Source organism: Streptomyces sp. NPDC030143 (genome assembly GCF_055573695.1).
Window position 1 is genome coordinate 225,167 of the sequence record NZ_JBVIAY010000004.1, and the last position, 12,607, is coordinate 237,773.

The window sequence follows — 12,607 nt, forward strand, 5'->3', positions numbered from 1 at the left end:
TGTGCTCTATCCTGGGAGGCAGCCGCTCCGGGACGGAGGAGAACGCCCATGACTGCGACGGACCCCGCGCTCACCGCCCTCGCCCAGGGCTGGTGCGCCCTCTCCCTGCTGCACGGGAGGATCGAGGCCCACATCGAGCGCGCGCTGCAGGCCCGACACGACCTGAGCGTGCGCGAGTACTCCCTGCTCGACGTCCTCAGCCGCCAGCACGATGGCGACGGGGGCCACCTGCAGATGAAGCAGGTCGCCGACGCGGTCGTCCTCAGCCAGAGCGCCACCACCCGGCTGGTCACGCGGCTGGAGGACCGGGGCCTGCTCGAGCGCTATCTGTGCCCCACGGACCGCCGCGGCATCTACACCAACGTCACCGAGGCCGGCCTGAAACTGCTCGCCGAAGCGCGCCCGACCAACGACGCGGCACTGCGCGAAGCCCTCGACGTGGCGGCGAAGAACCCCGAACTGGCCCCACTGGTAAGGGTCGTGGAGTCCTTGAAGGCGCCCACCCCCGCTTAGACGTCCTTGCACCTTCAACCAGAAGGGGAACCCGGTTCGCGACGCCTGGCACGCACGCTCGCCACGTTGCGATCGCACTCACCGGACGCCGCGAGCCGATCACCCCCCTTGCTCGGAGCTCTTAGGCTGCGGACATGGGAGATCTTGAAATACGCGCCGCCGTCGCCGACGACCTTCCCGCGATCGTTGCCATGCTCGCGGACGACCCGCTGGGCGCACAGCGGGAGTCACCGGACGACCTCGCCCCGTACCGGACCGCCCTGGAGCGTCTCAGCGCGGATCCGAACCAGCGGCTGATCGTCGCCGTGCGCGAGGGGCGCGTGGTCGGCACGCTTCAGCTGACGATCGTCCCCGGCCTGTCCCGGCGCGGTGCGACCCGGTCCATCATCGAGGGCGTACGCGTCCACAGCGACGAGCGCGGCAGCGGCCTGGGCACCCGGTTCATCGAGTGGGCCGTCGAGGAAGCCCGTCGGGAGAACTGCCAGTTGGTGCAGTTGACCTCCGACACCTCGCGCACCGACGCCCATCGCTTCTACGAGCGGCTGGGGTTCGTGGCCTCGCACGTCGGCTTCAAGTTGCAGCTCTGACGGGGTTCCCACCCGCGGCGAAGGCGGTCGTGTTTCACGTGAAACACGACCGCCTTTTCACCTGCCGAGGCTCAGCCGATCCCTCGCCATCCTTCGAGGTCCACACCACCGGGAACGGTGGCCTTGTCGTCGTACGGCTCACGCGTGAACACGAACGAGCCGAGGTCCAGATGGTCCAGGCTCCCGTCCGGCCGCCGTACCGCCCGCAGGATCTCCCCTGCGAAGTACCCCTCGAGTCCCGTCCAGCTGCCGTCGCCGTTCGGTCGGAACCGAGAGTTTCGACCGCCGCCCGCGAGCGGCCCCAGAGAGACGAGTCCGTCGGCCGTCAGCCGCAGGACGAAGGGACTGGTCCCCCAGTACCACTGGCCCGCCAGCTCCAGGACGGAGGGATCGACCTCGCGCAGCGGTCGCCACGGGTCGGGGATCCGGGGTTCGGCCTCGGCGACGATCCGTACGAGGTCGACCCCCACCTGGGACACCAGCGGACCGGAGGTGCAGTTGGTGAGCACCACCGCGGCGACGTCGTCGGCCACGCTGAGGGTGAGGCTCGCCAGGAAGCCCGGGACCGACCCGGAGTGGCCCACCAGCAGACGTCCGTCCTGGTGGTCGATCCGCAGTCCGAGACCGTAGCTGCCGCCGTCCCGGAGGTCCGCGAGTTCGGGCGGTGCGGAGGGGGTGCGCATCTCGAGCAGGGTTTCGGCACTCAGCACCCGCTCGTCCCCGCGGGTGAGGAAGGCGGCAAACCGAGCCAGGTCGGCGGTCGTGGACCACAACTGGCCTGCCGCGGCCATCCGGCCGAAGTCCTCGGTGGGCTCCGGCAGCATGACGTCGGCCCACGGGTGCACCGCCCAGCCGCCCGCATGCGGATGACTCGGTCGGGTACTCGTTCGCTCCAGACCCAGCGGTTGGAGCACTTCCCGCCGCAGGACGTCCTCCCAGGCGGCCTCCCGCAGCTTCTCGACGAGGGCGCCCAGAAGGCTGTAGCCGGGGTTGGAGTAGTGGAAACGGCGGCCGGCCCGGTGCAGGACGGGGTGGTCGCCGAGGACGTCGCCCAGTTCGGGCCGCAGCGTGCCGGGCGTCCGCTCCCACCACGGCCCGGGCGACTCGGCGGCCAGTCCACCGGTGTGGGAGAGCAGTTGGGCCACCGTGATCTCCCCCGCCCCCGTCCCCGGCAGGTGCTTCTCCAACGGGTCCTCGAGGTCGAGCGCTCCCTCGTCACGCAGCCGCAGCACGAGCACGGCGGTGAAGGTCTTGGTGATCGAGCCGATCCGGTACTGGACGTTCTCGTCCGGTCCGTGGCCGTCGACCGAGGTGCGTGACCCGTGCCAGACGGCTCGGCCGTCCCGCACGACCGCGGCCACGAGCGACGGGGTCCGACCTTCGGCCTGTGCCACGGCGATGCGGTGCAGCAGCGCACGCCGGGTGCCGGGAAGGAGCTCCTCCTGATGTGTTGTCATGGGGCCAGTCCACCCGCCCGCTCCATCGGCGTCGAGCGCATTACCCGGCGAGCCAGGCACGGTGGACGGTGAAAAGCGGGTCTCAGGGCGTCGTGCTCTCCGGGGAGGCAACGGTGAGCACCTTCTCCGCGGATCTCCTCGCCGATCCCCGGGCGGACGACGGTGTCCACGGGCCTGCCGACCAGCGTGACCCCGCGTCGCGTGCCTGCTGCCAGTTCAGCAGCCAGCCCGGGAAGCCGACGTCGTGTGCAGCGGCGAGCCGGGGGAGACAGAGGCCATCAGCGGTGGCGTCATGCCGGGCGTCCCCTGCCGGCAAGACGGCCACGGGCACATGGATCAGGTCGATCCGATCCGGTCGACGGCATCGGTCTCAGTCCCGTGGCATTCACCAATGGGCGGGCTGAGGTGAGGCTGCGTCATCTCGACGCGTCAGCGCCTGGAGCTATGGCCGGTCCGGTCCTTCGGCCGCCTTCATCTCGAGATGCGGGCTTCGATGCCGTCGAGCAGGAAATCGAGGCCGACCCGGAAGGTCTGGTCGGCGTCCAGGTGGTCGGCATCGCGCACCACCGTGGCCAGCGCGGGGAATCGGCCAGTGGCGAAGGTTCGCTCCAGATAGGGCCCGAGTGAGGCCTGCCAACGCTTCTCGTCCATCCCCGTGGCCCGCTCGGCCCGCCGCTCGGCGATCTCCCGACGCACCGCCCCGATCACGTAGGCGTTGACCGCGGCGACCACCGGCATGACGGCGTCGATGTCGACATCGCCCAGTGCGGCCACCACGGTCTCCCCGGTGGCCAGCGCGTGCGGCCCGAGCTGGGGTCGGCCACCCAACAGGTCGGCGAGCCATTCGTGCTCGTGAGCGGCGTGCCGAGTGGCTTCGGCAAGAGACCGGAGCACTTCCCGCCAGCCGTCTCCGACCGGCCGGATCCGAGCCGGATGGCACCCTGCTGCTCCAGGAGGACACGCCCGACGACGCCCCGCTGGAGCGACCCGAGGTCGACCGCGCCGATCTGCGCGACCTACTGCTGGATTCCCTCCCCGAGGACGTGGTGCGCTGGGGGCACGCGTTCACATCCGCCGACAACGGCCTGCTGCACTTCGCCGACGGCAGCAGTGCGGCGTACGACCTGCTGGTCGGCGCGGACGGCGCACAGTCCCGGGTCCGCGCGCTGCTCACCGACGCCCGCCCGGCGCACATCGGTCAGAACGTCGTCGAGGTCGGCATTCCCGACAACGACCGCACGCACCCCGACCTCGCGGCGATGGTCGGGCGCGGCAACTACTGGGTGCTCGGCGACGGAGTATCCCTGGCGGCGCAGCGCAACGGCGACGGCCGCGTTCGCATCGGCCTCAGCTTCTACAACACCGCCGAGGACTGGTTCGCCACCAGCGGGATCCCGTTCGACGACCCGGCAGCCGCCCGGGCGCGGCTGATCGACCTGCTCCCCGGCTGGGACTCACGGTTCACCGCGCTGATCGCCGCCTGCGACGACACGGTCGTGCAGCGGTCGATCACCACGCTCCCGGTCGGCCTGACCTGGCCGTCGACGCCAGGCGTCACGCTGCTCGGCGATGCCGCGCACCTGATGCCACCGGTGGGAGAGGGCGCCAACATGGCGTTGCTCGACGGCGCCCTGCTCGGTCTCGCACTGGCCGCGCACCCGGACGACTTTCCCGCCGCCGTCAAGGAGTACGAATGCGAGATGTTCGAACGCACCAGCGCTGCCGCCCGGATGTCGGCGGACATACAGGAATTGCTGATGTCGCCGGACGCCGCCCAGAAGATGCTCTCGTTCTTCCGACCTGACTGAAGGCAACCGAACACGACCAGGAACCGGTCGTCCGGCCAGCGCCATCAGCAGGACCCCGTTCGATGTCGGGATCCCGGCGACCGTGCCGCGGTTCCGGCCCGTATCGCCCTCCCGGCGGCGATCCGCGCGGCGACCCGTCGGCCGATCTCGTGTGACCTGGGCGTCTTGGCCGTCTCACGGCCTTGCCACCGATGATCAGCCTCACTTCCGTGGCGTTTCCTCGCGAGGGCGAGGTCGAGATCAGGCGGCTTGCCTTGTCGGCCGAGTACACCACGCTGAGCCCCGAGCACGAGGACTACCGGCGGGCCCAGATAGCGCACCGATGAGTTTCCCGCGCCGCGCCGGTCCACACGCCGGACACCCGTGGACGGAAGGCTGGGCGGCCATGCGGAAACTGATCTACGGCATGAACCTGACTCTGGACGGCTACGTCGCCGCGGCCGGCGACGACATCGGTTGGAGCGGACCGCCGAGCCACGAGCTGTTCCGGTGGTGGCTCGACCACGAGCAGGCGAGTGGCCTGTCGCTGTACGGGCGCAAGCTGTGGGAGACGATGAGCTCCTACTGGCCGACCGGCGACCAGCAGCCCCACGCCACCCCGGCGGAGATCGAGTTCGCGCGGACCTGGCGTGACACGCCGAAGGTGGTGTTCTCCTCGACGATCGACACGGTCGACTGGAACACCCGCCTGGTCACCGGCGACGCGATCGCCGAGATCACCCGGCTCAAGGCCGAGGACGGCGGCCCGATGAACATCGGCGGCGCAACGCTCGCCGGGGCTGCCATGCGCGCCGGCCTGATCGACGAGTACGTGATCGCCGCCCATCCGGTCCTGGTGGGCGGCGGCACGCCGTTCTTCACCGCGCTGGACAGCTGGGTGAACCTGAACCTGGTGGAGACGCGGACGTTTCCCGGCGGCGTGGTCCTGACCAGGTACGAGACGAGGCGCTGAGCAGCAGCACCCACGCACTGGTCTCACGGTGATGTCGTACACACGACATCGGTACGGCACGGCCCGTGAGATGACGACATCGGCCGCGAGGTCCTACAGGCTCCCGTCAGGTCTGTGCCATGTCCACGAAGCGCGAGTAGTGGCCCTGGAAGGCCACGGTGATCGTGGCGGTCGGGCCGTTACGGTGCTTGCCCACGATGATGTCCGCCTCGCCCGCGCGCGGCGACTCCTTCTCGTAGGCGTCCTCGCGGTGCAGGAGGATGACCATGTCGGCGTCCTGCTCGATGGAGCCGGACTCACGCAGGTCGGACACCATCGGCTTCTTGTCCGTGCGCTGCTCCGGGCCACGGTTGAGCTGCGAGAGCGCGATCACCGGGACCTCCAGCTCCTTGGCCAGGAGCTTGAGGTTCCGGGACATGTCCGAGACCTCCTGCTGACGGCTCTCGGAGCGCTTGGAGCCGCCGGACTGCATCAGCTGTAGATAGTCGATGATCACGAGCCGGATGTCGTTGCGCTGCTTGAGCCGACGGCACTTGGCGCGGATCTCCATCATCGACAGGTTCGGCGAGTCGTCGATGTACAGCGGTGCGGACGACACCTCGGGCATACGGCGGGCCAGGCGGGTCCAGTCCTCGTCCGTCATCGTGCCGGAGCGCATGTGGTGCAGGGCGACGCGGGCCTCGGCGGACAGCAGACGCATCGCGATCTCGTTGCGGCCCATTTCGAGGGAGAAGATGACGCTCGGCAGGTTGTGCTTGATCGAGGCGGCCCGGGCGAAGTCCAGGGCGAGTGTGGACTTACCCATGGCGGGACGGGCCGCGATGACGATCATCTGGCCGGGGTGCAGACCGTTGGTGAGCGAGTCCAGGTCGGTGAACCCCGTGGGCACACCGGTCATCTCACCACTGCGCGAACCGATCGCCTCGATCTCGTCGAGGGCGCCCTCCATGATGTCGCCGAGGGGGAGGTAGTCCTCACTGGTGCGCTGCTCGGTGACGGCGTAGATCTCCGCCTGGGCCCGGTTGACGATCTCGTCGACGTCGTCCTCGCCCGCGTATCCCATCTGGGTGATGCGGGTGCCGGCCTCGACCAGGCGGCGCAGCACGGCCCGCTCGTGGACGATCTCCGCGTAGTACTCGGCGTTCGCCGCCGTCGGCACCGTCTGGACGAGCGTGTGCAGATAGGAGGCACCGCCGACCTTGTTGATCTCGCCGCGCTTGGTCAGCTCGGCGGCGATCGTGATGGGGTCGGCGGGCTCGCCCTTGGCGTAGACGTCGAGGATCGCCTGGAAGATCGTCTCGTGTGCGGGCTTGTAGAAGTCGTGGCCCTTGATGATCTCGACGACGTCGGCGATCGCGTCCTTGGACAGGAGCATGCCGCCGAGCACGGACTGTTCGGCGTCCAAATCCTGCGGCGGCACCCGCTCGAAAGCGGTGCCGCCGCCGTCCCACTCGCCGGTGTCCCGGCCCCGGTCATGTTGTTCGTCACGGCCGCGGCCACCCTCGCGCCGTCGGGCGGGGGGCAGACGATCGCTGGGACCGCTGTCGGCCCACGGATCGTCCAAGGGCTCGGAAATGCTCACCGAGCCACCTCCTCCCGTCCGCGGAGCGGACCTCGCCGCGCTCTCCATTTCTACGGCACGGCACTGACAACTAAGGGGCCCAACTCCGGTTCTGGCAGGTCGGTTTTGTCGGGTTTTCCGAACCGGTGGACGGAGCAGGCGCCGGACCACCGTAGGGCCGTCGGCACCGTCAGCCAATCTGGTTATCCACAGGCCATGTGGACGACGGCCCGGATGCTGTGGAGAACTCCGCCAAACCTGTGCACGAGTCGGTGGACAGCGCTGTGAACAAGCCCTCCCCTTTTCCCATCGGACCGCTCTGACCAGCAGCTTTCCCATCCACCGGCTGTGCAGAAGAAAAACTTTCCCAGTCGGCGCAAGATCGCTTCGAACGGTGCGCGAGGGGACACGCGAGCGCATGCGCTGTAATAGGCATTCACGCATTGCATCTCTTACCTGTGGACGATTAGATTGATGCTCATGACACAGGCTCCCGCGACCCCCAAGGCCACCCGGCGACGGCACGACCGAGAGATCGTCGCGCTGGCCGTCCCCGCCTTCGGCGCACTCGTCGCCGAGCCACTCTTCGTCCTGGCCGACAGCGCGATCGTGGGTCACCTCGGTACCGCACAGCTCGCGGGACTCGGTATCGCCTCCGCATTGCTGATGACCGCCGTCAGCGTCTTCGTCTTCCTCGCCTACGCCACCACCGCCGCCGTCGCCCGCCGTGTAGGCGCCGGAGACCTCCCGGCCGCCATCCGCCAGGGCATGGACGGCATCTGGCTGGCTCTGTTGCTCGGCGCCGCCGTGATCGCCATCGTCCTGCCGACCGCTCCCGCACTCGTGGAGCTCTTCGGGGCATCCGACACCGCGGCTCCTTTTGCCACCACCTACCTGCGTATCTCCTCACTCGGCATCCCCGCCATGCTCGTGGTGCTCGCCGCCACCGGCGTCCTGCGCGGCCTCCAGGACACCAGGACCCCGCTCTACGTCGCCGTCGCGGGCTTCGTGGCCAACGCCGCACTGAACGTCGGCCTGGTCTACGGCGCGGACCTCGGCATCGCTGGTTCCGCGTGGGGAACCGTCATCGCCCAGTGCGGCATGGCCGCGGTCTACCTCGTCGTCGTGATCCGGGGGGCTCGCCGCCACGGGGCCTCGCTGCGCCCCGATGCCGCGGGCATACGCGCCTCCGCCCAAGCCGGTGTGCCCCTGCTCGTGCGCACCCTCTCCCTGCGTGCCGTGCTGATGATCGCCACCGCCGTTGCCGCCCGCCTCGGTGACGCGGACATCGCGGCACACCAGATCATCCTGTCCTTGTGGAGTCTGCTCGCCTTCGCCCTCGACGCGATCGCGATTGCCGGACAGGCCATCATCGGGCGGTACCTCGGCGCCGGTGATACCGAAGGCGCGCGCGACGCCTGTCGCCGCATGGTGGAGTGGGGCATTGCCGTGGGCGTGGTCCTCGGCGTTTTGGTGGTGCTCACCCGGCCGCTCTTGCTGCCCTTGTTCACCAGCGACGCGGTGGTCAGGGACGCCGCACTCCCCGCCCTTCTCGTCGTTGCCCTGTCCCAACCGATCTCGGGCATCGTCTTCGTCCTGGACGGCGTTCTGATGGGCGCGGGCGACGGGCCCTACCTCGCCTGGGCCATGGTGCTCACCTTGGTCGTCTTCGCTCCGGTGGCCCTGCTCGTTCCGGTGCTGGGCGGAGGCCTCACCGCGGTATGGGGAGCGATGGCACTGATGATGATTGTCCGGATGCTCACTCTCTGGTCGCGAGCCCGCTCGGGTCGCTGGGTGGTCACCGGCGCGACCCGCTGACCGTTTCACGTGAAACCGGCGTTGAACCAGCGTTTCACGTGAAACATGGCCGTGCTTCAGCGAGCCACCGCGGTCGGGTCCGAGCACGCGGAAGGGGCCGCATCCTCACGGATGCGGCCCCTTCTCAGCTCTGCGAGCCGAACGCGACGATCAGGCCGCGACGACCTCGATGTTGACCTTGGCGGCAACCTCGGGGTGCAGACGCACGGACGTCTCGTGGGCGCCCAGGGTCTTGATCGGCGTACCGAGCTCGATGCGGCGCTTGTCGACGTCGGGACCGCCGGCGGCCTTGATCGCCGAGGCGATGTCGGCCGGGGTGACGGAACCGAAGAGACGACCGGCGTCGCCGGAGCGGACGGCCAGGCGGACCTTCACGCCCTCGAGCTGGGCCTTCACCTGGTTGGCCTGCTCGATGGTCTGGATCTCGTGGATCTTGCGAGCCCGACGGATCTGCTCGACGTCCTTCTCGCCACCCTTGGTCCAGCGGATCGCGAAGTTCCGCGGGATCAGGTAGTTGCGAGCGTAACCGTCCTTGACGTCGACGACGTCGCCCGCGGCGCCGAGGCCGGAGACCTCGTGGGTGAGGATGATCTTCATGTGTCGGTCACCCTTCCCTTATCGCGCGGTGGCGGTGTAGGGCAGCAGCGCCATCTCACGGCTGTTCTTGACGGCCGTGGCGACGTCACGCTGGTGCTGCGTGCAGTTGCCGGTCACGCGGCGGGCACGGATCTTGCCACGGTCGGAAATGAACTTCCGCAGCATGTTCGTGTCCTTGTAGTCCACGTACGTGACCTTGTCCTTGCAGAAAGCGCAGACCTTCTTCTTCGGCTTGCGCACAGGCGGCTTCGCCATGGTGTTTCTCCTGTGTGATCAAGAAGTTGGGATACGACCCGCCTTCGGACCGACAGAACCCGGAGAACCGGGCTCGAAGGCCTAGAAGGGGGGCTCGTCCGAGTAGCCGCCACCGCCGCCGCCGGAGTTTCCACCCCAGCCGCCACCGCCACCCTGCTGGCCACCGGCAGGAGCGCCGGTCGCCCAGGGGTCGTCGGTGGGAGCGCCGCCCTGCTGACCGCCACCGGGGCCTCCGCCCCAGCCACCGCCACCCTGGCCGCCACCGCCACCGCCGCCGAAACCGCCGCCGCCACCCTGGCCACCGCGGCCGGAGGTCTTGGTGACCTTGGCCGTGGCGTTGCGCAGGCTGGGGCCGACTTCCTCGACGTCCAGCTCGAAGACCGTGCGCTTGACACCCTCGCGGTCCTCGTAGGACCGCTGCTTCAGCCGGCCCTGCACGATGACGCGCATGCCTCGCTGGAGCGACTCCGCGACGTTCTCCGCCGCCTGGCGCCAGACCGAGCAGGTGAGGAAGAGGCTCTCGCCGTCCTTCCACTCGTTCGTCTGGCGGTCGAAGGTGCGGGGGGTGGACGCGACGCGGAACTTCGCGACCGCCGCACCGGAGGGGGTGAAGCGCAGCTCGGGGTCATCGACAAGATTGCCGATGACCGTGATGACGGTCTCGCCTGCCATGGGGGAACCTCTCGGCGGGTTTGCTGCTGCTGGCTGCTTGTGCTGCTACTCAGATTCCCGAGATCAGCTGAGCGGGAAAGCTCAGTGGGTCTCGGGGCGGAGGACCTTGGTCCGGAGGACCGACTCGTTCAGGTTCATCTGGCGGTCGAGCTCCTTGACGACCGCAGGCTCGGCCTGCAGGTCGATGACCGAGTAGATGCCCTCGGGCTTCTTCTTGATCTCGTACGCGAGACGACGACGGCCCCAGGTGTCGACCTTCTCCACCTTTCCGTTGCCCTCACGGACGACGGAGAGGAAGTTCTCGATCAGCGGGGAGACAGCGCGCTCCTCGAGATCGGGGTCGAGGATGACCATCACCTCGTAGTGACGCATGTGGAACCCACCTCCTTTGGACTCAGCGGCCACGGTCGTTCCGTGGCAGGAGGGTTGTGATGCGTACGCAACGGTATAGGCCGCCACTGACAATCGGGGGTCGGCTGGCGACGCTCCCGCTGTGAGTGGACGGAGTCCCTGGCTGTGCCTGGGCAGACACCGGTGCAGACGGTACAGACTACCTGCACCCCGCTTCCGGTTGAAATCCGGCCGGGGGGACCGCCAATCTGTACACATCGGGTGTGTACGGCGCTACGATGCGCCGCCTTCCGCAGGAGGTGCCTCATGGCACAGGCATTGCGACCCAACACCGCCGGCTCCCTCTTCGCCACCGACGACCGGCGCCATCCCGTCCAGGACGCCCTCTTGGCAGTGACCCTGGTGCTCGGGGTGGTGTCCTTCGTCACGGCGATGTTCCACAACCTCCACCTGCTCAGCTCCTGGACCGGCCTGGTGGGGATCTTCACCGGTGCTTACGGACAGTGGATCTCCGAGACCACCCGTGAGCGCTTCGGTCTGATCCTGGGCCTCGGCGCCTCCGCCGTCGGCTTCTTCCTCGGCATGGCGCACGGCGGCCTCTTCGGCGGCATGTGGTGACCTGACCGACGCCGGCCGGCCCCCGCGACCCCGTCCCCGGCCGACGCGCGGGAGCCCTGCCACGCCTCCCGCTTCGCCCCGGCCGCCAACTCGGCCGGGGCGAAGGTGCCGTGCGCCCAGACGGGCCGCTCGCCAGGCGCAGTAGGCTTCGGCGCGAGAGCCGGAGCCCCTGAACCCATGGGGACACACCAGCCCGAGGAGCGCCCCGAATGAGCCTGACCCTGAGGACGATCAGTCGCGAGCAGCATCTGGCGTACATCCAGAGCCTGCCGTCGGCGAGCCACATGCAGGTTCCGGCCTGGGCCGACGTCAAGGCCGAGTGGCGCTCGGAGAACCTCGGCTGGTTCGACGGCAGGACCGGCGAACTCGTGGGTGTCGGTCTCGTCCTCTACCGCCAGCTGCCCAAGATCAAGCGCTACCTGGCCTACCTGCCCGAGGGCCCGGTCATCAACTGGTACGCGCCGAACCTGACCGACTGGCTGGAACCCATGCTGGCGCACCTCAAGCAGCAGGGTGCCTTCTCCGTGAAGATGGGCCCGCCGGTCATCATCCGGCGCTGGGAGGCCGCCTCCATCAAGGCCGGCATCCAGAACCCCGACGTGAAGCGGCTGCGCGACATCGAGGCCGACTTCATCGAGCCCCGCGCCTTCGAAGTGGCCGACAAGCTGCGCCGGATGGGCTGGCAGCAGGGCGAGGACGGCGGCGCCGGCTTCGGCGACGTCCAGCCGCGCTACGTCTACCAGGTGCCGCTGGCGAACCGTTCCCTTGAAGAGGTCCACAAGAACTTCAACCAGTTGTGGCGGCGCAACATCAAGAAGGCCGAGAAGGCCGGCGTCGAGGTCGTCCAGGGCGGCTACCACGACCTCGAGGAGTGGCAGCGCCTCTACGAGATCACGGCGGTGCGCGACCACTTCCGGCCCCGCCCGCTGTCGTACTTCCAGCGCATGTGGACGGCCCTCAACACCGAGGACCCCAACCGGATGCGGCTGTACTTCGCCCGTCACAACGGCGTGAACCTGTCGGCGGCGACCATGCTGATCGTCGGCGGGCACGTCTGGTACTCCTACGGCGCCTCCGACAACATCGGCCGCGAGTTCCGCCCCTCCAACGCCATGCAGTGGCGGATGCTGCGCGACGCCTACGCGCTCGGCGCAACCGTCTACGACCTGCGCGGCATCTCCGACTCGCTGGACGAGTCGGACCACCTCTTCGGCCTGATCCAGTTCAAGGTCGGCACGGGCGGGCAGGCCGCCGAGTACCTCGGCGAGTGGGACTTCCCGCTGAACAAGCTGCTCCACAAGGCGCTCGACATCTACATGTCGCGCCGCTGAGCACTCAACTGACGCGACGCTCTCGCCGACTCCGTCGGCTCCGACAGTTTCGACACCGCTGACACACCGCAGCCACGAGAAAGGTCC

At 68.8% G+C, this 12,607-nt stretch carries 13 protein-coding genes and 1 pseudogene; 7 read left to right on the plus strand and 7 right to left on the minus strand.

Annotation, left to right across the window (positions count from 1 at the left end; all coding sequences use genetic code 11):
- Positions 1 to 48 precede the first annotated feature (48 nt).
- Both ACZ4YY_RS09445 and ACZ4YY_RS09450 read left to right on the plus strand, forming a co-directional pair.
- Positions 49 to 513, plus strand: coding sequence for a MarR family winged helix-turn-helix transcriptional regulator (locus ACZ4YY_RS09445; protein ID WP_468285862.1), 465 nt, complete (start codon positions 49 to 51; stop codon positions 511 to 513).
- A 134-nt stretch (positions 514 to 647) separates the two neighbouring features.
- Positions 648 to 1,100, plus strand: coding sequence for a GNAT family N-acetyltransferase (locus tag ACZ4YY_RS09450; RefSeq protein ID WP_468285866.1), 453 nt, complete (start codon positions 648 to 650; stop codon positions 1,098 to 1,100).
- A gap of 71 nt (positions 1,101 to 1,171) precedes the next feature.
- Here ACZ4YY_RS09450 and ACZ4YY_RS09455 read toward each other — a convergent pair whose 3' ends face one another.
- Entirely contained in the window at positions 1,172 to 2,557 is a 1,386-nt protein-coding gene (locus tag ACZ4YY_RS09455; RefSeq protein WP_468285869.1) for a serine hydrolase domain-containing protein, read from the minus strand.
- A 471-nt stretch (positions 2,558 to 3,028) separates the two neighbouring features.
- Complete coding sequence (locus ACZ4YY_RS09460; protein ID WP_468286573.1) at positions 3,029 to 3,481, minus strand: TetR/AcrR family transcriptional regulator C-terminal domain-containing protein; 453 nt, start codon at positions 3,479 to 3,481, stop codon at positions 3,029 to 3,031.
- Between the two features lie 2 nt (positions 3,482 to 3,483).
- On the opposite strand from ACZ4YY_RS09460, the pseudogene ACZ4YY_RS09465 reads away from it, so the two are divergent.
- A pseudogene (locus ACZ4YY_RS09465) lies at positions 3,484 to 4,365 on the plus strand (FAD-dependent oxidoreductase); the annotation flags it as partial.
- Positions 4,366 to 4,750: 385 nt separating this feature from the next.
- Positions 4,751 to 5,317: a dihydrofolate reductase family protein gene (locus ACZ4YY_RS09470; RefSeq protein WP_468285872.1), complete on the plus strand. Its 567-nt coding sequence runs from the start codon at positions 4,751 to 4,753 to the stop codon at positions 5,315 to 5,317.
- Between the two features lie 106 nt (positions 5,318 to 5,423).
- On the opposite strand, the gene dnaB is transcribed toward ACZ4YY_RS09470, so the two are convergent.
- Positions 5,424 to 6,899, minus strand: coding sequence for a replicative DNA helicase (gene dnaB, locus ACZ4YY_RS09475; RefSeq protein ID WP_468285875.1), 1,476 nt, complete (start codon positions 6,897 to 6,899; stop codon positions 5,424 to 5,426).
- Between the two features lie 459 nt (positions 6,900 to 7,358).
- Here dnaB and ACZ4YY_RS09480 point away from each other — a divergent pair, with 459 nt between their 5' ends.
- Positions 7,359 to 8,696, plus strand: a complete 1,338-nt coding sequence (locus ACZ4YY_RS09480; RefSeq protein WP_468285877.1) for an MATE family efflux transporter — start codon at positions 7,359 to 7,361, stop codon at positions 8,694 to 8,696.
- A gap of 150 nt (positions 8,697 to 8,846) precedes the next feature.
- On the opposite strand, the gene rplI is transcribed toward ACZ4YY_RS09480, so the two are convergent.
- The 4 genes from rplI to rpsF all read right to left on the minus strand — a co-directional run bounded on the left by rplI (position 8,847) and on the right by rpsF (position 10,592).
- Positions 8,847 to 9,293, minus strand: coding sequence for a 50S ribosomal protein L9 (gene rplI, locus ACZ4YY_RS09485; RefSeq protein ID WP_468285881.1), 447 nt, complete (start codon positions 9,291 to 9,293; stop codon positions 8,847 to 8,849).
- An 18-nt stretch (positions 9,294 to 9,311) separates the two neighbouring features.
- On the minus strand, positions 9,312 to 9,548 hold the full coding sequence (gene rpsR / locus ACZ4YY_RS09490) for a 30S ribosomal protein S18 (RefSeq protein ID WP_130439187.1): 237 nt from the start codon (positions 9,546 to 9,548) through the stop codon (positions 9,312 to 9,314).
- An 81-nt stretch (positions 9,549 to 9,629) separates the two neighbouring features.
- On the minus strand, positions 9,630 to 10,220 hold the full coding sequence (locus ACZ4YY_RS09495) for a single-stranded DNA-binding protein (RefSeq protein WP_468285886.1): 591 nt from the start codon (positions 10,218 to 10,220) through the stop codon (positions 9,630 to 9,632).
- Positions 10,221 to 10,301: 81 nt separating this feature from the next.
- Positions 10,302 to 10,592, minus strand: a complete 291-nt coding sequence (rpsF, locus tag ACZ4YY_RS09500; protein WP_004950685.1) for a 30S ribosomal protein S6 — start codon at positions 10,590 to 10,592, stop codon at positions 10,302 to 10,304.
- 285 nt (positions 10,593 to 10,877) lie between these two features.
- Here rpsF and ACZ4YY_RS09505 point away from each other — a divergent pair, with 285 nt between their 5' ends.
- Both ACZ4YY_RS09505 and femX read left to right on the plus strand, forming a co-directional pair.
- Positions 10,878 to 11,189, plus strand: a complete 312-nt coding sequence (locus ACZ4YY_RS09505) for a hypothetical protein (RefSeq protein WP_468285888.1) — start codon at positions 10,878 to 10,880, stop codon at positions 11,187 to 11,189.
- Between the two features lie 209 nt (positions 11,190 to 11,398).
- Entirely contained in the window at positions 11,399 to 12,520 is a 1,122-nt protein-coding gene (femX, locus tag ACZ4YY_RS09510; protein ID WP_468285891.1) for a peptidoglycan bridge formation glycyltransferase FemX, read from the plus strand.
- The last annotated feature ends 87 nt before the right edge of the window (positions 12,521 to 12,607 follow it).

Coding starts and splice junctions, on each gene's coding strand:
- ACZ4YY_RS09455 (WP_468285869.1), bottom strand. CDS start 2,557: ATGACAACACATCAGGAGGAGCTCCTTCCCGGCACCCGGCGTGCGCTG.
- ACZ4YY_RS09495 (WP_468285886.1), bottom strand. CDS start 10,220: ATGGCAGGCGAGACCGTCATCACGGTCATCGGCAATCTTGTCGATGAC.
- rpsF (WP_004950685.1), bottom strand. CDS start 10,592: ATGCGTCACTACGAGGTGATGGTCATCCTCGACCCCGATCTCGAGGAG.
- ACZ4YY_RS09445 (WP_468285862.1), top strand. CDS start 49: ATGACTGCGACGGACCCCGCGCTCACCGCCCTCGCCCAGGGCTGGTGC.
- ACZ4YY_RS09480 (WP_468285877.1), top strand. CDS start 7,359: ATGACACAGGCTCCCGCGACCCCCAAGGCCACCCGGCGACGGCACGAC.
- femX (WP_468285891.1), top strand. CDS start 11,399: ATGAGCCTGACCCTGAGGACGATCAGTCGCGAGCAGCATCTGGCGTAC.
- ACZ4YY_RS09450 (WP_468285866.1), top strand. CDS start 648: ATGGGAGATCTTGAAATACGCGCCGCCGTCGCCGACGACCTTCCCGCG.
- rpsR (WP_130439187.1), bottom strand. CDS start 9,548: ATGGCGAAGCCGCCTGTGCGCAAGCCGAAGAAGAAGGTCTGCGCTTTC.
- rplI (WP_468285881.1), bottom strand. CDS start 9,293: ATGAAGATCATCCTCACCCACGAGGTCTCCGGCCTCGGCGCCGCGGGC.
- ACZ4YY_RS09470 (WP_468285872.1), top strand. CDS start 4,751: ATGCGGAAACTGATCTACGGCATGAACCTGACTCTGGACGGCTACGTC.
- ACZ4YY_RS09505 (WP_468285888.1), top strand. CDS start 10,878: ATGGCACAGGCATTGCGACCCAACACCGCCGGCTCCCTCTTCGCCACC.